Annotated in this window: 21 protein-coding genes; 7 read left to right on the forward strand and 14 right to left on the reverse strand. The window is 60.3% G+C overall.

All coding sequences use genetic code 11. The features are described from left to right. Positions 1-170: 170 nt before the first annotated feature. The 4 genes from WA367_RS17325 to WA367_RS17340 all read right to left on the reverse strand — a co-directional run bounded on the left by WA367_RS17325 (position 171) and on the right by WA367_RS17340 (position 5,374). On the reverse strand, positions 171-980 hold the full coding sequence (locus WA367_RS17325; RefSeq protein WP_336058168.1) for an ABC transporter permease: 810 nt from the start codon (positions 978-980) through the stop codon (positions 171-173). A gap of 74 nt (positions 981-1,054) precedes the next feature. Then, a complete protein-coding gene (locus WA367_RS17330; RefSeq protein ID WP_336058027.1) occupies positions 1,055-1,996 on the reverse strand; it encodes an ABC transporter permease in 942 nt (313 codons plus the stop codon). A gap of 144 nt (positions 1,997-2,140) precedes the next feature. Further along, a complete protein-coding gene (locus WA367_RS17335; protein ID WP_336058169.1) occupies positions 2,141-3,742 on the reverse strand; it encodes an ABC transporter substrate-binding protein in 1,602 nt (533 codons plus the stop codon). Between the two features lie 102 nt (positions 3,743-3,844). Continuing rightward, positions 3,845-5,374, reverse strand: a complete 1,530-nt coding sequence (locus WA367_RS17340) for a M81 family metallopeptidase (protein ID WP_336058028.1) — start codon at positions 5,372-5,374, stop codon at positions 3,845-3,847. A gap of 199 nt (positions 5,375-5,573) precedes the next feature. Here WA367_RS17340 and WA367_RS17345 point away from each other — a divergent pair, with 199 nt between their 5' ends. Beyond that, on the forward strand, positions 5,574-6,383 hold the full coding sequence (locus WA367_RS17345; protein WP_336058029.1) for an IclR family transcriptional regulator: 810 nt from the start codon (positions 5,574-5,576) through the stop codon (positions 6,381-6,383). 23 nt (positions 6,384-6,406) lie between these two features. Here WA367_RS17345 and WA367_RS17350 read toward each other — a convergent pair whose 3' ends face one another. From WA367_RS17350 to WA367_RS17380, 7 genes are all read right to left on the reverse strand, one after another. After that, complete coding sequence (locus WA367_RS17350) at positions 6,407-6,574, reverse strand: hypothetical protein (protein ID WP_336058030.1); 168 nt, start codon at positions 6,572-6,574, stop codon at positions 6,407-6,409. Between the two features lie 76 nt (positions 6,575-6,650). Further along, positions 6,651-7,850 carry a mandelate racemase/muconate lactonizing enzyme family protein gene (locus WA367_RS17355; protein ID WP_336058031.1) on the reverse strand — a complete coding sequence of 400 codons (1,200 nt, stop codon included), beginning with the start codon at positions 7,848-7,850 and terminating at the stop codon, positions 6,651-6,653. Between the two features lie 8 nt (positions 7,851-7,858). Then, positions 7,859-8,920: an ABC transporter ATP-binding protein gene (locus WA367_RS17360; protein ID WP_336058032.1), complete on the reverse strand. Its 1,062-nt coding sequence runs from the start codon at positions 8,918-8,920 to the stop codon at positions 7,859-7,861. Positions 8,921-8,955: 35 nt separating this feature from the next. After that, entirely contained in the window at positions 8,956-9,705 is a 750-nt protein-coding gene (locus tag WA367_RS17365) for an SDR family NAD(P)-dependent oxidoreductase (protein ID WP_336058033.1), read from the reverse strand. Continuing rightward, the gene (locus tag WA367_RS17370; RefSeq protein WP_336058170.1) at positions 9,702-10,523 is read right to left on the reverse strand and encodes a carbohydrate ABC transporter permease; all 822 of its coding nucleotides are present in this window, start codon (positions 10,521-10,523) and stop codon (positions 9,702-9,704) included. The genes WA367_RS17365 and WA367_RS17370 overlap by 4 nt, the downstream gene beginning before the upstream one ends. Positions 10,524-10,528: 5 nt before the next feature. Then, on the reverse strand, positions 10,529-11,398 hold the full coding sequence (locus tag WA367_RS17375; protein WP_336058034.1) for a carbohydrate ABC transporter permease: 870 nt from the start codon (positions 11,396-11,398) through the stop codon (positions 10,529-10,531). 76 nt (positions 11,399-11,474) lie between these two features. Further along, complete coding sequence (locus WA367_RS17380; RefSeq protein ID WP_336058035.1) at positions 11,475-12,701, reverse strand: ABC transporter substrate-binding protein; 1,227 nt, start codon at positions 12,699-12,701, stop codon at positions 11,475-11,477. Positions 12,702-12,851: 150 nt separating this feature from the next. Between WA367_RS17380 and WA367_RS17385 the strand changes: the two genes are divergently transcribed. Next, positions 12,852-13,508, forward strand: a complete 657-nt coding sequence (locus tag WA367_RS17385) for a GntR family transcriptional regulator (RefSeq protein WP_336058036.1) — start codon at positions 12,852-12,854, stop codon at positions 13,506-13,508. Between the two features lie 17 nt (positions 13,509-13,525). Here WA367_RS17385 and WA367_RS17390 read toward each other — a convergent pair whose 3' ends face one another. From WA367_RS17390 to WA367_RS17400, 3 genes are all read right to left on the reverse strand, one after another. Further along, complete coding sequence (locus tag WA367_RS17390) at positions 13,526-13,987, reverse strand: PACE efflux transporter (protein WP_336058037.1); 462 nt, start codon at positions 13,985-13,987, stop codon at positions 13,526-13,528. Positions 13,988-14,105: 118 nt separating this feature from the next. Then, positions 14,106-15,761 carry a GMC family oxidoreductase gene (locus WA367_RS17395; protein WP_336058038.1) on the reverse strand — a complete coding sequence of 552 codons (1,656 nt, stop codon included), beginning with the start codon at positions 15,759-15,761 and terminating at the stop codon, positions 14,106-14,108. Between the two features lie 13 nt (positions 15,762-15,774). After that, complete coding sequence (locus WA367_RS17400; protein WP_051914224.1) at positions 15,775-16,500, reverse strand: FCD domain-containing protein; 726 nt, start codon at positions 16,498-16,500, stop codon at positions 15,775-15,777. Between the two features lie 190 nt (positions 16,501-16,690). On the opposite strand from WA367_RS17400, the gene WA367_RS17405 reads away from it, so the two are divergent. From WA367_RS17405 to WA367_RS17425, 5 genes are all read left to right on the forward strand, one after another. After that, entirely contained in the window at positions 16,691-18,157 is a 1,467-nt protein-coding gene (locus tag WA367_RS17405; protein ID WP_336058039.1) for an aldehyde dehydrogenase family protein, read from the forward strand. A 48-nt stretch (positions 18,158-18,205) separates the two neighbouring features. Then, on the forward strand, positions 18,206-19,186 hold the full coding sequence (locus tag WA367_RS17410; RefSeq protein ID WP_442935600.1) for an ABC transporter substrate-binding protein: 981 nt from the start codon (positions 18,206-18,208) through the stop codon (positions 19,184-19,186). 69 nt (positions 19,187-19,255) lie between these two features. Then, complete coding sequence (locus WA367_RS17415; protein ID WP_336058040.1) at positions 19,256-20,779, forward strand: sugar ABC transporter ATP-binding protein; 1,524 nt, start codon at positions 19,256-19,258, stop codon at positions 20,777-20,779. Then, complete coding sequence (locus WA367_RS17420; RefSeq protein WP_336058041.1) at positions 20,776-21,774, forward strand: ABC transporter permease; 999 nt, start codon at positions 20,776-20,778, stop codon at positions 21,772-21,774. The genes WA367_RS17415 and WA367_RS17420 overlap by 4 nt, the downstream gene beginning before the upstream one ends. A gap of 3 nt (positions 21,775-21,777) precedes the next feature. Beyond that, positions 21,778-22,776 carry an ABC transporter permease gene (locus WA367_RS17425; protein ID WP_036483384.1) on the forward strand — a complete coding sequence of 333 codons (999 nt, stop codon included), beginning with the start codon at positions 21,778-21,780 and terminating at the stop codon, positions 22,774-22,776.

Genomic DNA, 22,776 nt, shown 5'->3' on the forward strand with positions numbered 1-22,776 from the left:
CTCTGGCCTGCCGGCCATCTCCCCCACAAGGGGGGAGATCACGCGGTGGCGAGGTCTGTGCAATCTTCTTTCAGTAGATGAGGGGCGGTAGCAGTGCTGCAGCCAATCTCCCCCCTTGTGGGGGAGATGCCCGGCAGGGCAGAGGGGGGTAACTTGGCTCGACCTCATCATCACCCCTCCCTCTTCTTCAGCCGCGGATCGAGAAGATCGCGGGCGGTGTCGCCGAGCAGGTTGATCGACAGGATGCACAGCGAAAGCATCAGCCCGGGCCAGAAGATCAGCGATGGCTTGATCTGGAAGTAGATGCGCCCCTCGGCCATGATGTTGCCCCAGGTCGGAATTTCGGTCGAAACACCGGCTCCCAGGAAGGACAAGATCGCTTCGGTCAGAATGGCGGAGGCGCAGATATAGGTTGCCTGCACCGTCAGCGGCGCCAGCGTGTTGGGCATAACATGCTGCCACAGGATCTTCGGCATGGAGGAGCCAAGCGCGATGGCCGCTTCCACATAGGGCTCCTCGCGCACCGACAGCACGACCGAGCGCACAAGTCGCACGACGCGCGGTATCTCGGGGATGGTGATCGCGAAGATCACCGACCAGATGCTCGGGCCGTTCAGTGCCACGAGCGCGATGGCCAGCAGGATCGACGGGATTGCCATGAGGCTGTCCATGATGCGCATGATGATGGCGTCAGCCAGCCGGAAGAAGCCGGAGACGAGGCCGATCACCAGCCCGATCATGACGGATACGAGAGCCGCACCCACGCCGATGAAAAGGGAAACACGCGCGCCGGTTATCACGCGGGAGTAGAGGTCGCGGCCATAGGCGTCGGTCCCCAGCGGATAGGTGTCACTCGGTCCCTTGAGGCGCTGGATCGCGTTCATCTGCATGGGATCGTGCGGCACGAATAGCGGCGCGAAGATTGCGGCAAGCACGATGATCGTCAGCACGATAGCTGCCAGCATCGGGCCGGTGCCCATGCGCCAGCTCTTGGGCAGCGCAACCGCTCCGAAGAGCCATTGCATACGGGCGGCGGGTTCGGGTGTCGCGGCCATCAGTAGCGGATCCTCGGGTCAAAGAAGGTGTAGGACAGGTCGATCACGAGATTGATGAAGACGTAGATCGCGCTTGTGAGCAGGATCATGGCCTGGATGACGGGATAGTCGCGGGCCAGAACCGCATCCACGGTCAGGCGGCCGATGCCTGGAATGTTGAAGACGCTTTCAGTCACCACCACGCCACCGATCAGAAGCGCAAAGCCGGTGCCGATGATCGTCATGATCGGAACGGCGGCATTGGAAAGAGCGTGACGGAAGAGCACGATCTTCTCGGTCACGCCCTTGGCGCGTGCGGTGCGGATATAGTCCTCGCCCAGCACCTCCAGCATGGAGGCGCGCGTCATGCGGGCGATCAGCGCGACATAGATGGTGGCAAGCGTCAGGCAGGGCAGAATGGCACGGGACAGGAACGCCCAGAAACCTTCCGAAGGTGCCTTGTAGCCCTGCACGGGCAGCCATTTGAGTTCGATCGAGAAGACCTGGATGAAGATATAGCCGATCACGAAAACCGGTATGGAGAAGCCCAGAACGGAGAAGGCCATAACAGCATAGTCAGCCCATGTCCGGTGACGCCAGGCAGCGAGAACACCCATCGGGACGGCGATCAGAACGGAAAGAAGAATGGTAAGCACGGCAATGTTGAAGGTCGGCCAGATGCGCTGACCGATCATGCTGGAAACGGGTGTGTTGGAAATGAGCGAGGTGCCGAAATCGCCCTGAACGAGCAATCCAATCCAAGTGACGAACTGCACATGCAGCGGGTCATTCAGCCCCAGATTTGTGCGGATGCGCTCAAGCTGTGCGGGCGTGGCCATGTCGCCGGCGATGATCGCAGCCGGATCACCGGGCGTGAGCCGCAACAACAGGAAGACGAAGATGGCGACGATGGTCATGACTGGGATGACCGCAAGGACGCGCCGAATGATGTAACCAAACATGCTTCAATTGCCCTGATCTTGGCGGTAAGCGCTCGTCGTGCTTTCCCGGCCCGCCGCAAACGGATGGGATGCGGCGGACCAGGAGCGCGCACGAGGGTGGGCGCGCTTGAAGGTGGCGGGGAAACAACCCCCGCCGAGAGCGGCTTACTGTTCCTTGTCGACGTTCCAGAAGACAGGAACCGGGGACTCGATCATGTTGACGAGTTTGGTCGAGCGCGCCTGAGGCATGATGTACTGGCCAAGCGGGATGTAGAGCACCTCTTCCATGTTGTGCTCCTGGATCTTCTTGGCGACTTCCTTCTGCTTCTCAGGCGTGTCGGCAGCGATGAACTCTGCGCGAAGCTCTTCCACCTTCTCGTCTTCCGGCCAGCCGAACCATGCGTTGTCACCACGGCCGTTCAGCATGGGGCTGATCAGCGGATTGTTGACTTCCGGAACCATCCAGTTGGTGAAGAAGATGTTCCAGCCGCCATCTTCCGGCTTGGACTGGCTAGCACGGCGGGTGACCAGTGTCTGCCAGTCCATTGCCTGCATGTCGACATTGAAGCCGGCATTGCGCATGGCCTGGGCAGCGACAACCGGCTGCGCGGTGAGGCTGACGACGTCGGTCGGCTGCATCAGCACGATTGGCGTGCCGTCATAGCCGGATTCTTCCAGCAGCTTCTTCGCGCCTTCGATGTCGCCACCGGAGGTCAGCGTTTCCGAACCGGTATCGTCTGCCAGCGGCGTGCCGCAGCCGAAGATTGCCCCGCAGACCTTGTAGTAGTCGGGATTGCCGATCAGCGTGGCCAGAACGTCTTCCTGGCTCAGTGCCATCATGGCAGCCTGACGCACCTTCTTGTTGTCGAAGGGCGGATGCTTGAAGTTCATGCGGCCGATGGTCTGGTAGCCAAGCTCGTCGCGGGTCTCGACGACCACGTCCTCGCTCGCCTCCAGAAGCGGCAGAAGGTCGATCTGGACCTGCTCGATATAGTCGATTTCGCCGGAAAGAAGCGCGTTGATGGCGGTCTGGGCGTCGGGCATCGTCACCCACTTCACCTCATCGACCTTCACTTCCTTGCCGCCGGCCATCCAGCTCGGCTCGCCTTCGCGCGGGACATAGTCCTCGAACTTGCGATAGGTGACGGAGACGCCTGGCTGATATTCTTCCTCGACGAAGACAAACGGGCCGGAGCCGATATATTCCGTGACGGCCTCGTCAGCCGAACCGGAAGCCACGCGCTCGGGCATGATGAAGGGCGGGATGGCCGACTGCTTGCCGATCGTGTCGAGCAGGGCGGGGAAGGGGTCCGTCAGCTTCCAGACAATTGTCTTGTCGTCGGTGGCTTCCAGGCTCTCGGTCACGTCCATGATGAGCTGGCCGCCGGAATCGCGCTTGGCCCAACGGTTCAGCGAGGCAACAACATCCTTCGAGGTCACCGGCGCGCCGTCGTGGAACTTGAGGCCATCGCGCAGGGTGAAGGTGTAGGTCAGCTTGTCGTCCGAAATCGTCCAGTCGGCCATCTGCGGCTGTGGCTGGAAATTCTCATCCACGGCCACCAGCACGTCATAGATCATGTAGCCATGATTGCGCGAGATATGCGCGGTGGTGATAATCGGATCGAGCACGCGAAGACCGGAGTGCATCACTGCCGTAATGGTCTTCTCCTGTGCCAGTGCCTCGGTCGTGAGGCCGGTGCCGGCCAGCAGCATGGCTGCCATGGCACCGGTAATGGCGCCGCGGGCGCGGCTCCTGAATTTCAGCATTCCTTCGTGCAACATCGCTATGTTCCCCTTCAGGTTATCGAGCGTTGTCTGGGTAACTGCCGGCTCCGGGTTCTCCCTTCCGTCACTGGCAGCCTTGCAGCTTCAAGCCTCCATTGTTTGAGGCTCTCTTCTGCGGTGGAAAACCGGCCCGCCCGGTGAAAGGCGCATGCCATCGGCCAGCCGTGTGAACGGCAGGTCCGCCGGACTGAGCGGCATCGGGCCGGGTGCCGTGCAGACCAGAATGGCCTCGGCAATCGGCTCGAAATCGGCGCGGAAATGCACCGAGCTCTTGTTGACGAGTATCTTCATTTCCGTCGGCTCGATGCCGACGAAGCGGTACATGGCCTGGTCTGCCATCTGCGCTTTGTGGCTTGAGACCGCAATGCGCACGCCGCCAATCCGCAGGCAGGCGGAGGGGCCAACATTCATGTGCGTGCCGCCATAATAGGGGCCGGTCGCATGAAGATCGCCATTGGAGAGTTTTTCCACCAGGAAGCGGCCTTCAAACGGCGCATCGCCCTTGATCCCGGAGGTGCCACCCAAGGCGATCTCGATCTCGGCACCCTCGCCCGCCTCATGAGCGGCGCGAGCGGCAGCGGCATCCACCATCAGGCCAAGCGCCGCATCCCGGGCGTCGGCATTCACCAATGCGCGCAACATGCCGGTGGTGTTGGAATCGCCGCCAGCACCGGGATTGTCCTGCGTGTCCGCAATGACGACCGGCTTTGATGCCGCCGCAGCAATCCGCATGGCCTCGCGCACGCCTTCATCCGGCTCATAGGCGCGGCCTGCAAAAGAACTCTCGGATGCGAGAACCAGGTCCCTCATCCGGTCTGCTGCACCCTCCGCATCAGTTTGGGTGTCCGCATAGGCGAAAACGCTCGGTGCACATTCGGCAAAATCGGCCGCGGGGAAACCGGTGAAAAATGAGGTGCTGGAGACCGGACCGCCTTCAAGTGCAGCAACCTCCTCATAGATACCTTTCGCTGGCTGCATGGAGGTGCATTGCCAGGCAATCGGGATGAGGTAGGGCAGGCGGCGCATCGCCTTTGCAAAGGGACGTCCGCGCTCCATCAAGCGGTCGAGCTGAACGGCCGCACGGTAGCCTGTCTCGGCCATGTCCACATGCGGATAGGTGCGGAAACCGACCAGAACATCGGCCTGCTGAAACATCTGTTCAGTGATGTTCCCGTGAAGGTCCAGACTGACGGTGATGGGCACATCTGGACCAATCACCTTGCGGATGCGAGCAATCAATTCGCCTTCGCCGTCATCCAGATGCTCGGCTACCATCGCGCCATGGAGATCAAGACAGACGCCATCGAGTGGTCCGGCCTTGGCGATACCATCGACAATTTCGCCGACAATGGCCTCGTAGGCCTCGCGTTCGACATGGGCGGAAGGGATGGCGCCGCACCACAGCACTGGCAGGATTTCCCAACCGGATTCCTCTGCGCGCTTCAGCGCTCCGGATATTCCGAGATTGACGCCAGGGCAGCGTGCGGGGATTTCAGGTCCGCGGGAAAGCGGGAGATAGCCGCCCCCCTGTTCGAAATGAGCCAAAGTCGCCTTGCTGGGCGCAAAAGTGTTCGTTTCGTGCAGGAAACCTGCAAGCGCGACCCGCTTCACCATGCGCTGCAGCCTCCGCAGGCAAGGCACGGATTCCAGCCGTCGACCACCATCTCAATCTGCATCTTCGACCGTCCCCTGTCCGGAAAAACCGGTTGTAATTATCGGTCTATATCGCTAGGCGATACAGATGTATTGGAATTAGCTTAGGGCGGAAAATCGCGGGGTGTCAATCGTCCTGCGAAGGCTTGGGGAGGCTGGTTTGAGAAGTATTCTGCACGCGCAAGACGGGGTTCGACAGCCATCCGAGGAAGCGGAACAGGACCCGCTTTTCGTGCAAGCCGTGGCGCGTACCGTGCAGGTTTTGTCAGCCTTTCACACGGCGTCCAAGCCCATGTCTCTGAACGAGATTGCGGCGGCAAGCGGGGTAGGCAAATCTGCAACCCAGAGGGTAGTGGCCACCTTGCGTCATCTTGGCTATGTGGAGCGCGATCCGGATGATAACGGTTACGTCCCTGGCATCCGTCTTCTGGACCATACACTTGACTATCTCAGGCTCAATCCTCTCGTGGCGCGAGCCTCACCGGTCCTTCTGGAGCTTAGACGCAATGTCCGGGAGCGTATCGATCTGAGCCTGCTCGACGGATTGCGCCTTGTCTATGCCGCGCGCATGCAAAGCAAGCGCGAAACCTTCTTTGCCACCCTTGTCGGTCACAGCGTGCCGGTTTTCTGCACATCGGGTGGCCGTGCCATTATGGCGGCCATGAGTGACGAGGAGGTGGAGGAGATCATCGCAAAATCCGACCGCAGACCTTTCACCGCGAAGACACTGATCGAGCCGGCAGCCATCCGTGAAAAGGTACTTGAGGCGCGCGAAGCCGGCTACGCAGTCGCGGTCGAGGAAGTCTTGCCGGGCGAAGTGGCTCTGGGCGTGGCGATCCGCGGCCCGGATGGCCGCCCTCAGGCCGCCGTCCATGTGGCCGGCTCATTGGGGGAGTGGGAGGCAGAGGAATTTACTCGCCGCTTTGCCCCTCTGGCGGTGGAGGCGGCACGCGCCATCAGCCGCTTCTAGTATAGCCTTTAGCCGCTCGCACCTTACGGCGTGTCGGTCGCAGCGCCTTCCTGCAATGCGTGTTGCTCAGGCCGCAGGTCTTCCTGCGCCGGCTCCTGCCCCAGATCCATGTTTAGTGCCAGGAAACCGACAAGCACGAGTGCCATCACGGCTGCCGTGGTCACGAGAGCGAGTAATTCATTTTTCCTCATTTCACTGTCTCCGCTGACTTGTGGAACTAACAGGGTGCGACGACCCCGAGTTCCACCAAGGGGGAGCAGTGCGGTCTCACCAGTTGGTGATCGAACCGTCACGACGACGCAATGTGGGCGGATGCCAGAAGTTGAAGCTCCGCGAGGCAGCTTCTTCCTCATCAACCTCGACACCCAGGCCCGGTGTATTATCCACGTCATAAACGACGCCGTTGAGCCGCGGCTGGCGCAGGAAGAGCTTGTCGTCGGGATCAGTGCCGTAAGGGCCATCCTTGGCAGTTTGAACTTCAAGCCAGGCGAAATTCGCAACGGCAGCCGCAAAATGAATGCTGGCGGCGGTGCAGATGGGGCCGAGCGGATTGTGCGGCATCATGTCGATATAATGCGCCTCGCAATGCCCCGCGACCTTCATCGCCTCGGTCAGCCCGCCGACATTGCAGATGTCGATGCGCGCAAACTGGGTAATGTCCCGCTCGATATAGGGAAGGAACTGCCACTTGCTGGCAAATTCCTCGCCGATCGCGAAGGGCACATCGGTCAGGCGGCGCAGCGCTTCATAGGCTTCCGGCGTTTCGTCGCGGATGGGTTCTTCAAGAAAGTCGAGCGTGCCGCTTGGCATCTTCTGGCAGAAGGATGCCGCCTCGGCGACGCTTAGCCGATGGTGCCAGTCGATGCCGAGAACGATATCTTCGCCCAAAGCCTCACGCACTTCGCGGCACAGCCTTGCAGTCGGCGCGATATGCTCGCGAGGCTCAAAGATGGTCTGGCTGGAATAATCGGGAAAGAGACGGATGCAGTTCCACCCGGCGGCCTTCAAAGCCTCGGCACGTTCGGCTGCCTCATGAAAACCCGCCGATCCTGTGCTGGCAAAGGTTGGCACCCGCTCGCGATGGCGACCGCCCAGCAGCGAATGAACCGGAACGCCGAGTGCCTTGCCCTTGATGTCGTGCAGTGCAAGGTCCAGCGCGGAAAGGGCTGCCTGCAGCACACGACCGCCCTCGAAATATTGGCTGCGATAGATTTGCTGCCAGATCGCGGAGATCTGCATGGCATCCTGCCCGCGGATCGTGTGCTCGAAATGCTCCAAAGCACCCGCCACAGCCTTTTCACGGCCCGAAAGACCGCTTTCGCCCCAGCCATAGAGGCCGGTCTCGCATTCGACTTTGACGATGAGCTGGTTGCGTCCACCGCTCCACACAATGAAGGGACGGATCGACTTGATAGGGTGAATGTCGCTTACGGTGGCACCTGCTTCCGGCAAATTCTGCTTGTTCATGAAATTTCTCAACGAATGCGTGCTTCTGTTTTCTGGTCGAAGGCGTAGAGCCTGTTTGGATCGAGCACGATCTTCACCCGATCACCGCTTTTCAGCCGCTCGGCACCGCGCATCTCGGCCACGATCTGTGTCCCGTCCGCTCCTCGGATATAGGCATAGGAAACACCCCCGAGGGCTTCGACCATGTCGATCGCGAAGCCTTCGGGCGAGGGCACCAGTTGAAGATGTTCCGGCCGAATGCCCAGGGTGGTGGCGCGATCCATCAGGTCGGTCTCCAGCGGCAGGGTGATCTCTTCTTGAAGTGCGGCCACGCGAACACGATCACCAGCCGTGCCATCCGCCTTCATGAAATTCATGGCCGGGCTGCCGATGAACCCGGCTACAAAGCGATTTGCCGGATTCTCATAGAGCTCCATGGGCGCGCCGACCTGCTCGACACGGCCGGAACGCAGCACGACGATCTTGTCCGCCAATGTCATCGCCTCGACCTGATCATGGGTGACATAGATCATCGTCGCGCCGATATCGCGGTGCAGGCGTGCAAGCTCGATGCGCATTTCCACGCGCAGCTCTGCGTCCAGATTGGACAGCGGCTCATCGAACAGAAACACGTCCGGCCCGCGCACGATCGCCCGGCCGATCGCCACGCGCTGACGCTGCCCACCCGAGAGAGCCTTGGGCTTGCGGTCCATCAGGGCGTCAAGCTTGAGAATGCGGGCAGCCTCGTCGACCTTGCGCTTGACCTCATCCTTTGGCGTGCCGCCCATTTTCAGGCCGAAGCCCATATTGTCGCGCACGGTCATGTGCGGATAAAGCGCGTAGGACTGGAAAACCATCGCCACACCGCGCTTTGCCGGATCGACATTGGTGACATCACGGGCGCCGATGCTGATGCGCCCGGAGCTCGTTTCCTCAAGGCCTGCAATCATGCGCAACAGCGTGGACTTGCCGCAGCCAGAGGGGCCGACAAAGACGCAGAACTCGCCGCTTTCTACCTGAAGATCAACGCCGTGGATGACCTCAAGCCCGCTGAAATTCTTGCGTACGTCCTGAAGCTTTACGTCAGCCATGCTGCCACCTGATATTCGCAGTTCGTGTTCATGGTTCAGATGTCTCCCAGCCGCGATGACATGCCCTGGTCGGCGACGAGATCTGCTCCGGTAAAGGCGCTTGCAGCATCGCTGAGCAGGAAGGCAGCGGCCTGTCCGATCTCGTCCACGGTATTGACGCGATGATTGGCGTGCCACTCCCTGAAGCGTGCCGCCAGGGCGGGGTCGCGTGCGGCGTCGGCAACGGTCTCGGTCATGGTCAGGCCGGGGCACAGCGCATTCACGCGGATAGCTTGTTTGCCATAGCTCCAGGCCATGGCACGGCTCATCGCCACGATGGCCCCCTTGGTGCCGGCATAGGCCTCATAGCCCGTGCCAGAAGCGCGGGCGTGGTTCGAGGCGATATTCACCACCGCCCCCCCGCCATTGCCGCTCATCAGCGGCGCGAGTGCCTGTACGCTCAGGAGCACGGAGCGCTGGTTCACACGCCACAGCAACTCCATCTCCTCCAGCGTCATTTCTTCCAGCGGTTTCTCGATGGTAATGCCAGCATTGTTGACGAGGCCGTTTATGGGGCCGTTGGTCTCCCATAACTTGCGTAGAAGTGCGGGGAATGCCTCTGCATCGCCTACGTCCCCTCGCACGGCCGTCGCCCCCTCGGCTTCGATGCGAGCAAGGCGGCTCTCGTCCCGCTCGATGCCAATGGTATTCGCACCAGCCTTGATGCACTGGCGCAATATGCCAAGGCCAATGCCTGCGCCTGCGCCGGTCACGACGACCGTCTTGCCATCAAGAAGTGTTGTCATTTCACGGCTCCGGCTGTCACGCCGGCCACGATCCGGCGCTGGAAGATGATGAAAAGAACGAGAAGCGGCAGCGATCCGAGAACCGCGGCGGGGAAGAGCATTTCCGGCTTTACGTTCAGATTTCCCACAAAGCGGTAGACGCTGATCATGACGGTGTATTTGTCTGGATCGGTCAGAAGCAGAAGCGGGTAGGTGAAGTCGTTCCACACCATCAGCATGACAAAGAGTGAGAGCGTTGCCGTGGCCGGTCCCAAGAGTGGCCGGATGACGTGCCAGAACACCGCCCAGTCCCCGCAATTGTCGAGCCTTGCTGCCTCTTCCAGCTCCTTCGGAATGGCACTGATGAAGCTAGTGTAGAAGAAGACGGCGAGCGGCAGATTGAGCGCGGAGAAGGCAATGATGATGCCGACATAGGTGTCGAGGAGACCCAGATTGCGGAAGATCACATAGATCGGGGTGATGGTCACGAAATTGGGCGTCGCAAGGCCAAGTGCTGCGAGCATCACGATGATGCGTGTGAAGGTGTTCGTGCGGCGCGCCAGCGGATAGGCCGCCATCGAGCCGACAAGGGACACTATCACCGTGACTGACAGGGTAATGCCGAGCGAATTCAACACACTTTGCAGATAGTTCATCTGCGACAGCGCATTGGCGTAGTTGCCGAGATACAATGTCTCCGGCAAGGCGAGCGGAGCCTGGGTGATCTCCTGCGTCGTGCGGAAGGACATCGCCACCATGTAAACCACCGGCGCCAGCATGGCGAAAGTTATGATGACGACCACGCCGTGGCCAAGATAGCGCAAGACTTTGTGCAGCATCTGGGTCACTGATTGTTCTCCCTTCCGCGCAGCCATACATTCTGAACCACGGCGACAGTGATGACGATGATCAGCATGATGATCGACAGTGCGCTGGCGAAGCCGAATTTGTAGCTGCCGAAAAGCTGGTTCACGATCTCGAGGCTAAGCGTCTGGGTTGCGCGATCAGGCCCGCCGCGGGTCATGATGAAGGGCAGCTCGAATGTCTTCAGCGTGCCGACCGTCGACAGGATGATGTTCACGGTGAAGCTCGGCGCCAGAAGCGGCAGTTCGAGGTGACGGAAGCGCTGCCAGGAGCTTGCGCCATCCAGGCGTCCGGCCTCCTCGATGTCGCGGGGAATATTTGCGTATCCCACCAGGAAGATTGCCGTCGTGTAGCCGATGAACATCCAGACATGAGCGGCGGCCAATGCATAGAGTGCTGTTGAAGGCTCGCCCAGCCAACCGCGTTGCCACTCTTCCAGCCCGATCATGCCCAACAGGGCGTTGAGGCCACCGGAATAGGGAGAGTAGATGAACTGCCACACATAACCCACGATGACGAATGACATCATGGCGGGGGTGAAGAGCACCGCGCGGCAGAGATTTCGGATGGCCGGCATCCGGTGCAGGATGGTCGCAAAGATGAGACCGATCAGTGTCTGTGCAATCACCACGACAAGCGTGAACTTGATCGTGATCCAGACGCTGTAGAGATAGCGCGTGCGCGAGAAGAAGCGGTCATAGTTCTTCCAGCCCACCCATTCCGCCAGTCCCACGCCGGAGAAGTCCGTGAAGCTCAGACGCGCCGACAGCAAAATGGGATAGACGAAAAAGCAGCCGATTATGAAGATCGCCGGCAGGGTGAACAGATAGATGCGCTTCGAGCTGCCCATGTCATTCTCACTGGATTGGTCGCGCCGGCCCGCGTGGAGGGTTGCAGGCCGGCGCCGGTTCTAGTCTTGGGAGCGACTAGAGACTGTCTTCCACGGTCTCGTCCCAGCGCGAAAGGATCGCGTCATTGTCCTGATCGATGTCGAGCAGGAAGGAGGTCAGGCTGTCCCACAGCTCCATTTCGAGTGGCTTTGGCCATGCCAGCGTGGCGAAGGGAAACATGATGACGTTGTCAGGTCTGGCTGCGTCATAGGGAGCTGCCAGTTCCGGCGTGCCCGCCGTGCCGTCCGAAAACGGACTGTAGGCGGCTTCGGCTGTCAGCATCACGTTCAGGTTCTCGTCTCGGGTGAAGAAATCGACGAATTTCTGTGCTGCTTCCTTATGCTCGCTGTTGGCACTGATCGACCAGCCGATGCCAAATAGATCAAGCGCCACGCCACCTTCATTCAGAGCAGGGATCGGAGCAAAGACAAAGTCCAGGCCCTCCACCTTCTTGAAATCCGCAATGTTCCACGCGCCCTGCGGCATCATCGCGAAATTGCCTGCCTTGAACTCGGTCAGAGCCGTCGACCACGGATCAAGACCGGCCTGAGCCTTCGGGTCGAAGCACTTGGCTTCCACCAGTTCGCGAACAGTGTCGAGCGTTGTCGAGAACGCTTCATTGCCTTCAAAGGTCACATCGCCAGAGCCAAACTCAGCGGCGGCGACATCAGCTCGCTGCAGGCCGTTAGCCACAACGAAAAGCGGGGCGGAGAAGCCTCCCGTAAAGACCATCGGTTTGATGCCTTGAGCATCAAGCGCAGTACAAGCGGCTTTAAGCTCCTCGATTGTGGTCGGAGCCTTGTCGATACCAACCTTTTTCAAAAGGCCCATATTGACGAAATTGCCCATGCCGATGATCTCGAGCGGCATGATATTGACCGCCTCGCCGGTGGTGATGGCCTTCTGCACGATCGGATCAACGCGACCATACCATTCGGCGTCCGTTCCATAGTCGTGAAGAAGCCCTGCGCGACCCCAGACGGCCACGAGCGGCATATCCGTCATCATCACGTCTGGCGCGTTGTTGCCCTGCAGACGCGGAGGAAGGACGACATCGGTGTCCAACCGGCTTATATAGGAAAGCTCCACATCGATATCGGGATGCTCGGCTTCGAACTTCTCGATCAGTTCGGGAAGGCCCGCCGGTTCCGTTTCGTTGCCTTTCCAGGCTGTCACGTCCAGCGTCACGGATTGCGCCATTGCCGCTGCGGGCAAGGCCATGGCCAGTGCGGTGGCTCCCAATATGGTCTTTCGCATGCTCATCCACTCCTCCATCGATCAGCATTTGTATAGGACTAACCAAGGAAAATATATTATATCATTATTTGTCAAACGATAATTGGGCGCTTAATATATGTTTCCAAGGTGATGACAGCGCGTGAGACGCCGTCGAATTTGCTTCGGATGGTGACGGTGGAAGGCAAACAGATAGACGAAAAGTCATGTTATTCCCGCATCCTGGCCGATATTGGCCGGGGGGTCTTTCCCAGCGGCACGCGGTTGAAGGTGCAGGATCTGGCAAATCGCTACGGCACGTCGATCATTCCGGTACGTGAGGCCCTGCGCATGCTGCAGGGTGAGGGCATCGTCACCATCACCCCGAACAAGGGCGCTGCCGTTGCTGAACTCAATTCCAGCGCATTGCTGGAGATTTTCGAGCTTTTGCAGTTGATGGAGCCGTATTTTGTCGAGACCTTCGCCAAGACCTGCACGTCAAAGGACATCGCGGAGCTGGAGGCGATCCAGGAGGAGCTTGAACGGCTTCCCGTTGAAGACAAGGGGCCGTTCGGCGAATGCGACAAGCGTTTCCACGAATATATTGCGCGCAAGCATTACAACAGGCGGGCCTTCGCCATCTGGGAGCTTCAGCGGCGCATCCTGAATGCGCTGGCGCTCAATGTCCCCATTTCGCAGGCGCGCCACAGGGTCATCATCGCGGAGCATCGCGAATTGATCGCGGCCTTCCGCGACAATGATACCGAACGTGCGGTTGCCACCATCAAGCGCCATGTCAGCGGGGCGGGCGAGCAGCTTTACGCGCAGCTCAAGGTCCTGGAAGGCGGCTACTAGCCGTCCATTGGACCAGCTTAGCGAACCCCTTCGCGCTCACCATCCTCGCTGGCTTCGTCCGTACTTCTCTCCTCGATCGGAAAGATGACATCGTAGAGCCAATTGAAGACGAAGGTGTAGACGAGATAGAAAAGCGCGAAGGAAATATCCATTATCAGCGCTTCCAGGAACCCGATCTCCAATTGCCAGGCAATGAAGGGCAGAAGCATCATGAGCAGCCCTGCCTCGAAGATGATGGCATGCGCCACGCGAATGCCTACCGTCTTGTGCACGCTGCCGCGCAGCCAGACCATCAGGTGGTCGAAGCCAAGATTGTAGAGATAGTTCCAAACCGTCGCGATGGTGGCACCGACAATGGCTATGACACCGATATCACTCATGGGCTTGTCGAAAACCCAGGCGGCGAGCGGTGTAATGATGGAAAGGCCGATAACCTCGAAGCTTACTGCGTGGCGCACACGGTCTGCCGGACGGCGCATGATGATCTCCTGCTGCTGATCCGGGCCGTCCCGACTGCCAGTCCCTAATTCGGGGGAGGTCGTCCTCACCCGCCCCATTTAGCCATTTGAACCGTGGATGCCAAGGGCAGACATGCCTTCATCTGGCCGCTTCGAGGCGTTCATTTGCCGGCAGCGAAACCCCATGCTCTTCAAGCACGAACGAAGCGCAGCGGTCGCCCAGCATCATGGCAGGCGCGTTGGTGTTTCCTGCATTGATGTTTGGCACGGCCGACATGTCGCAGACGCGCAAGGAACGAATGCCGCGCACACGCATGCGCGCATCCAGAACCGCGTTCTCATCACCTTCCGCGCCCATTCTTGCCGTGCCAGCCGGATGGTAATTCGTCTTCACAAAGGCCTTGCAGTGCTCGCGCAGCGCTTCATCGGAAAGGTCGGTCGAGGCGGGCAGGGCAAATTTCTGGATCTTGTTTCCAAGCGGGCTCTTCTGCATGGCTTCAATGAAGAAGCGCACGCCCTCGATCATCTCCCGCATGTCAGCCTCCTCCTTCAGGAGATTGGGAGAGACAGAGGGCATGTCGAGCGGATTGGCGGATGCAAGCCGCACCTCGCCCCGCGAGCGCGGTTTCACGACCACCGTTGTCACGGTGAGGCCGTGACCGTCTTCCACCAACTCGCGCCTGTCGCGGTCGACATAGACGATCGGCACGCAGAACGCCTGAACTGTCGGAACGCCGTCGGGGTCGGTTGGATTGACAAATGCACCTGCCTCGACGCCTGCTGAAGTGACAGGTCCGGAGCCGAACAGTTTGAACTGAAGCCCGTTGCGGATCATGCGCCAGCCTTCCCCCTGACGATAATATCCGTACGGACCCTTCAGCCGCGCAGTCACCGGCACTTCCGGATGATCGATAAGGTTCTGGCCAACGCCGCGCAGATTGCAGCGAGTGACGATGCCGTGCTCCTTCAGATGAAATTCCGGGCCAATGCCCGAAAGCATGAGAAGCTTCGGCGTCACGAGTGCACCGGATGCCAGGACGACTTCGCCACTGCAGCGCGCTTCCCGCCGCATCCCCTTCGCATCGCGATAGGCGACGCCGGTCGCGCGGTCACCCTCGAACAGCACCTCAAGCGCTTCGCAGCCGAGTCGAACTTCAAGGTTCGGATTGTTGCGCTCCGGCTCGATGAAGGCATAGGCCGCCGAGGAGCGCCGGCCATTGCGGTTCATGAACTGGTAGAAGCCGACGCCGCGTTGGGTGGGGCCGTTGAAGTCCGGATTGAAAGGTTCGCCTGCATTCTGGACAGCCTGCACGAACCAGCGTGAAGTCTGGTCGATATGGCCTGGATCGGACACCAACAGGGGGCCGTCGGTGCCGTGAAGATCATTCGCCAGCCGGTTGTTGGCTTCCATGCCGGTGAAATGCGGCAGGACATCTTTCCAGCCCCAGCCGGGATTGTCATTGCTGCTGCCCAGAAGCTGCTGCCACTCGTCATAGTCGGACGGGCGGCCGCGCATATAGACCTGCGCATTGACGGAGGAACCGCCGCCCAGAACATGCCCCTGCGCGATTTCGTGCGAACGCCCGCCAAGATGCGCCTGCGGCACCGTCTTGTGATAGCGCATGAACTTGCAGCCATTGATCATCTTGAAGATGCCCGGCGGCATGTCGAGAAGCGGATGGCGATGGGAGGGCCCAGCCTCCAGAAGAAGGGTGCGCGCACCGCTTCGCGCCAGCCGCGCAGCCGCCACGCAACCGGAGGCACCGCCTCCGACAACTATGAAATCGTAACTCATCCGTTGCTGCCGCCTATTCCTCAAGCTCGAAGGTGACGCGGACATATTCCCATGCCGCCTTGAGATGGGTTTCGAGAGCCTCCTCTGCGGCATCTGCATCCCGTTCAACAATGGCGTCGAAGATGGCCTTGTGGCTCATGAAGTTCACGCGGTTGCGCTCGGGCGAGCGCGGCATGCGCTCCCAATGCGGCGCGAGCCACGAGGTGTAGGCTTCATGGACTGCCGGGAATATCGGATTGCGTGGCACGCGGTAGAGCACGCCGTGAAAGGCAGTGTCGGTGCGATAGAATTCCTCGGAGTCGGAGATGCTGTTCTGGTTCGCCGCGAGCGCTTCGCGCAGGTCGTCGATGTCCTTACGCGTGGCGGCACGGGCCGCATCACGCACCAGCGCGCGCTCCACGAAAACGCGGCTTTCGTAGAGCGTCTTCACGCCACGCGTCTCTGCAAGCAGAAGCTTCACGATGCTGCCCACTGACGACAGCGCGGTATCAAAGCCGGGCTTGCGCACGACGGGCCGAAAGCGGGGCTTCGCGTCGATCAGCCCGCGACTGGAAAGCGTGGTGATCGCCTCGCGCACGACGGTGCGGGAGGTCTTGAAGCGCTCCATCAATTCGCGTTCCGCCGGCAGGGGCGTGCCGTTTTCCAGCACACCAGAGAGGATGTCATCCTCGATCTGCGACACCACCCAGTCCGCCGCTCTGCCGCCCGAAGCAGGGCGTGCCGCCTCAATTTGATCCATCAAACACAGCCTTTTGGTCGAACCATCTGTCATAATATTCGGTGTTTTGACGGGCGAAATCAACCGGTTTCTTGCCCGGAATACATAAGTCAAACGACAGAGTGCGCCATTTTTAGCGATTTTCGCTTGACTCTGTAAAATCATCAAATCTATTTTGCGCTCAAGTTTGGTACGACAAAAGGAGCGGGCTTTGCGGTTTGATCTGGACAGTGGCAGTGTGATCCGTGGCGCCATGTTCATCGGCGGTCAGTGGACCTCCGGTTCCGCACAGGCTGTGATTACGGTCGAGAACCCCGCGACCGAGGAGGTGATTGCCACCATTCCCGAGGGCGGCGCAGAGGACGCACATGCCGCACTTGCTGCGGCAAAACGGGCGCAGCCGTCCTGGGCGGCATTGCCTGCGATCAAGCGCGGTGAGGCGGTACTGGCACTTGCAGACAAGGTCGAGGAGCATGCCGAGGCGCTCGCACGTATCCTAACGCTGGAGCAGGGCAAGCCGATCAGTCAGGCGCGCGGCGAAGTCGGCGCGGTTCTGATGTTCCTGCGCCACCATGCAGGTGCTGCGCGCCGCATCGAAGGCGACATCATTTCGTCGGACAATGTGGATGAGGAAATCCATATCCGCCGCCATCCCTATGGCGTGGTGGTTGGCCTGACGGCGTGGAACTATCCGGCAGCCCTTGCCGCACGCAAGCTGGCGCCTGCCTTGGTGGCAGGCAACACATTCGTTCTGCTCTCCCACGAGATCACGCCAATTTCCGGCCTTTTCCTTGCCCATCTGGCAAAAGAGACGGGGCTGCCTGACGGGGTCTTCAATGTTGTCACCGGTCGCGGTCCGGTGGTTGGACAGGCTCTGGTGGAAAGCCGCGACACCGGCCTCGTGACCATGACCGGCAGCACGCGCGCCGGCAAGCAGATCTATGCAGCCGCTGCCGACACGTTGAAGGTTCTCCGGCTGGAACTTGGCGGCAAGGCTCCCTTCATCGTGATGGATGACGCCGATATAGACCGCGCGGTCGATGCGGCGGTCACTGCGCGCTACACTAATTGCGGCCAGATCTGCACCTGCAACGAACGCATGTATCTGCATCGTGCCATTGCGGACGAGTTTCTGGAGAAATTCGTCGCCCGATCCCGCGCCATCTCCATCGGCAATCCGATGGACGATCCCGATATGGGGCCGAAGGTCAGCGGCGTTGAAGTTGCCAAGATCGAAGAGATGGTCGGCCGTGCACGTCGCGCGGGCGCTGAGCTTCTTCTGGAAGGCGGGCCGCTGCGCGAGGGCAATTTTGCCAAGGGACACTGGTATTCGCCAACGGTTCTGGAAGTCACGGAAAACACCTCTCCGCTGATCCAGGAAGAGGTGTTCGGTCCGGTCGCACCCGCATTGCGCGTCGACAGCTTCGAGGAAGCGGCACGACTTGCCAATGACACGGTCTATGGGCTGTCGGCTTACGTCTTCACCCGCGACCATCGCCGCCTGATGAAGAGCCCCTACGCGCTCAAATTCGGCGAGCTCTATCTCAACCGTTCAAATGGCGAGCAGGTTCAGGCCTTCCATTCCGGCTGGGGCCAGTCGGGTCTGGGCGGTGAGGACGGGAAATACGGTTTCGACGGCTATTTGCGCAAGCAGACAACCTATCTGAACTGGGGCTGATCCCGGTTCTCTATTGCGGCGAAGGAGCCGCATCTTGTGGAGGAGGAAATGACGATGAACCGACGGATTCTCATGTGCTCGGCAGCCATTGCCGGGATATTCCTGGGCCTTGGCGCTGCAAGTGCGGAGCCACCGCCGCTTGAACAGAAAGAGCGCTACAAGGTCGGCTTTGCGCAGATGGAGAGCAACAATCCCTGGCGCATTGCCGAGACCAAGTCGTTCCACGACACGGCCGAATCCTGCAACTGGGACCTCGTTGCCACGGATGCTGCCGGTTCTGCGGCCAAGCAGGTCGCTGACGTGGATTCCATGATCGCACAGGGCATCGACGTTCTCTTTCTGCCGCCGCGCGAGGAAAAGCCGCTCATTCCGGCAGTGATGAAGGCCAAGGCCGCCGGCATCCCGACCTTCCTCGTGGACCGCTCGGTTGATCCGGCCGTTGCAAAACCGGGCGATCACTTTGTTGCCTTCCTTGGCTCCGACTTCATTGACCAGGGCAAGCGCGTGGCCGAATGGGTGATCGAGAATTTCGACGGCGACAAGGGCGTCATCGTTGAACTCGAAGGCACCACGGGTTCTTCTCCAGCAAATGATCGCAAGAAGGGCTTCGACGACCGCATCCTGCAGGATGAGCGCTTTGAAATCGTTGCTTCGCAGTCCGGTGACTTTGCGCGCGATCAAGGCCGTCAGGTCATGGAAACGCTGCTTCAGGCCCATCCGGACGTGAACATTGTCTATGCCCACAATGACGAGATGGCCATCGGCGCAATCCAGGCGCTGGAGCTTGCCGGCCGCAAGCCGGGCGAAGATGTTCTGGTTGTTTCCATCGACGGCACGCGGGATGCCCTTCAGGCCATCATCGACGGCAAGATGGGCGTAACGGTCGAGAGTTCCCCCTTCTTCGGCCCGCTCGCCTGCGAAGTCATGAAGCGCTACGCCGCGGGTGAAGAGATCGAGCATTGGGTGCAGGTGGAAGACCGCATCTTCACCAAGGACAACGCCGCCGATCACATCGACGAAGCGTACTGATCCTCCGCTGGCCCGGGACAGTCCCTCCCGGCTTCCCGGGCCTTTTTTACTTCCAGTCGGGGAAAAGCGATGACACCGCTCGTCAGCATGCGCGGCATTTCGAAATCCTTCGCCGGTGTCGCGGCGCTCAAAGGCGCAGGGCTTGAGATCGAGCCGGGCGAGGTCCACGCGATCATCGGCCAGAATGGTGCCGGCAAGTCGACACTGGTGAAGATCCTGACCGGGGTCTATCGCCGCGATGCGGGCACAGTGATGTTTGATGGCAAGGACCTTGCGGCCGGAAGTCCGCGCGAGGCCCAGGACGCAGGCATCGCTACCATCTATCAGGAATTGAATCTGGTCCCGTTGCGCTCCGTCACCGAAAATGTCGTTATGGGCTATGAGCCACGCCGCTTTGGCGGGCTGATCGACTGGCCGAAGGCCCATGCCCGCACACGCGAAATTCTGCAGCGCTTCGGTGTCGATATCGACGTCCGGCAGCCGCTTGGTTCCTATTCTACCGCGATCCAGCAGCTTGTGGCCATCGCCCGTGCGGTGTCGCTTGATGCGCGCCTTGTCATCATGGACGAGCCGACATCATCGCTCGATGACCGCGAAGTTGCGACCCTTTTCGAGGTGGTGCGCGCATTGAAGCGTGAGGGCGTTGCCGTTCTCTACATTTCCCACTTTCTCGACGAGCTCTTTGCCATCTGTGACCGCGCCACCGTCATGCGTGACGGGCAGACGGTGGCAGTTCGAAATATCGCCGACAGCACCAAGCTCGGCCTGATCGCAGACATGCTCGGCCGCAATGCAGATGAAATTGCATCAGCAGGCATGACCGGCCTTGGTGGCGAAAGCCGCGCGCCGGGCGAAGCGCTTCTTGTTGCCAATTCGATTGGCTCTGGCCGCGCGCTGCGTGACGTTTCACTGGAAATCAGACGGGGCGAAATCGTCGGGCTGGGCGGGCTTCTGGGCTCAGGGCGAACCGAAACCGCGCGCGCGATTTTCGGCCTCGACAAGCTCGACAAGGGCGAGATCCGGTTCGCCAGGTCCGCCAAGGCTCCCGCATCGGCGGCAGATGCGATCAAGGGCGGGATCGGCTTTCTCACCGAAGACCGCAAGGCCGAAGGGATCGTGCCCGACATGTCCGTGCGCGAAAACCTCACGCTGGCCTTGCTGCCCCGGCTTCGCAAAGGCGGTGGCATTGATCGCAAGCGTGAGCGGGAGATCGTCGCCCGCTACATCAAGGCGCTCGGCATCAAGACCGCCTCGATGGAGCAGCCGATCAAGGAGCTGTCGGGCGGCAATCAGCAAAAGGTCTTGCTTGCACGTTGGCTCGCCAACGAACCTGAACTTCTCATTCTCGACGAGCCGACCCGCGGTGTCGATGTGGGCGCGAAGCTCGAGATCCAGACCATCATTCGCGATTACGTGGCCGAAGGCGGAGCCGTGCTGCTCATCAGCTCGGAGTTCGAGGAACTGGTCGAGGGGGCCGACCGCATCACCGTGCTTCAGGACGGACGTTCTGTGGCAGAGCTCACCAATCCCGGCATCACCGAAGACGCCCTTGTCGCCGCCATGGCGCATCACGAGGAAAGGGGGCCAGCATGAGCGCCACGGAAGCAAGCCCTGCCGAAAAGGGTGTTCTGCAGATCGAGAGCCTTATGGGATTCGCTAAACGCAATGGCGGACTGATCGCGCTCATCGCCATCATCCTGTTCAACATCGCCTTCACGCCGAACTTCCTGCATCCGCAGACCTTTTTCGTGAATATCAGCCAGGTCGCGACCATCGCGGTCGTGGCGGTTGGCATGACGCTTGTCATTGCCACCGGCGGCATCGACCTGTCCGTTGGCGCGGTCATGGCGCTGGCCGGTGCATTGGCGCCGCTGATCTTCACTTCATCCTTTGCGGAAGCCTATCCGATGCTCGGTCTGGCCGCCGCCTTCGTGGTGCCGGTGCTGGTGGCGCTGCTTTGCGGATTGTTCAACGGTTCGCTCGTCAGCTTCCTCAATGTGCAGCCGATCATTGCAACATTGATCCTGTTCATCTCCGGTCGCGGCATCGCACAGGTTCTGACCAACGGAAACCTGCAGACCTTCTCGCACAAGGGCTTCAGCTATCTGGGCACGGGCAAGATCCTCGGTCTGCCCTTCCAGGGTTGGCTGGTGATTGCCATTGCCTGCGTGATCTGGTGGCTCGTCCATCGCTCGCTTTTCGGGCGCTACCTGCTTGCCATTGGCGGGAATGAGACGGCTGCGCGCCTTGCCGGTGCTCCGGTCCGGCGGGTGAAAATCGGCGCCTATGTGCTTTGCGCCGGGCTTGCAGGCATTGCTGGCCTCATCGTCGTCGCCATCAATTCCGCTTCCGATGCCGCGCGCATCGGCAATCTCATGGAGCTTGATGCGATCGCCGCGGCCGTCGTGGGCGGTGCGCTGCTCCAGGGCGGACGCGCGCCGATCTTCGGTGCGATCCTCGGCGCGGTCATCATCCAGCTCGTCAAATACACGCTGCTAGCCAATGGCGTGGCCGACGAGGTGGCACTCGTCGCCAAGGCCGGCATCATCATTGCCGCCGTCTATCTGCAGCAGGGCCGGAAGGAATAGATCATGCTCGACCAATCCGCTTTCGACCTGCGCCGCTATCTCACCGGCAATGCCCAGACCACGGGCGTCTTTGTCGCGCTGATCGCGCTCATACTGTTCGGCCTGCTGCGCTACGAGAATTTCGGCAGCGCCTACAACATCGCGTCCTTCCTCAATTACAATGCGATGTTCATCCTCATTTCCATCGGCATGTGCTTTGTCATCATGACAGGCGGGATCGACCTGTCGGTGGGTTCTGTTGCAGCCTTTACCTCGGTGGTTGCGGCCTATCTCTCGCCCTATGGCATCGAAGTTGCTCTTCCCGGCGGCATTCTGGCCGGTGCCGCGATCGGCCTACTGAACGGCTTCTTCGTGGTCGCCATGCGCATCCCTCCCTTTATCGCAACCCTTGCCACCATGCTGGGTGCCAAGGGCGGGGCACTGATCATCTCCGGCGCACAGACCGTCTCCATCGACTGGACGTCCAACTTTACAAAGCTGGGCATGGAGAAAGCCTTTGGCATCTTCCCTTGGGCCATCGTGATCGTGGCATTGGTGGCCGTCATTTTGTGGGTGGTGCTCGAACACACTTCGCTTGGCCGCACGGTGCTTGCCATTGGCGGTTCGGAGGACGCATCGAAACTGATGGGGCTCAATGTCAACCGCGCCAAGTTCTTCGTCTATGTCCTGAGCGGCGGCTGTGCGGGCCTGGCCGGTGTGTTTCTCGCCTCCGGTTTCGGAGCGGGGCAGCCTTTGGAAGGGATCGGCTGGGAGCTTTCGGCCATCGCATCGGTAGTGGTTGGCGGCACGCTTCTGACCGGCGGCCTTGGCTCGGTCCCCGCGACCATTGCCGGAGCGCTGCTGCTTGGCCTTGTCTTCAACATCCTCAATTTCGAGAACGGACGCGGCACGATCAGCCTCAGCGCCTACTGGCAGATGGTCATCCGCGGCGCCTTCCTCTTCATCGTCATTCTGCTGCAGTCACGCATGAGCGGTCCTGTGGCATCTCCCAAGGAAAACTGA

The organism is Nitratireductor sp. CH_MIT9313-5 (assembly GCF_037029545.1).
GTDB lineage: Bacteria > Pseudomonadota > Alphaproteobacteria > Rhizobiales > Rhizobiaceae > Chelativorans.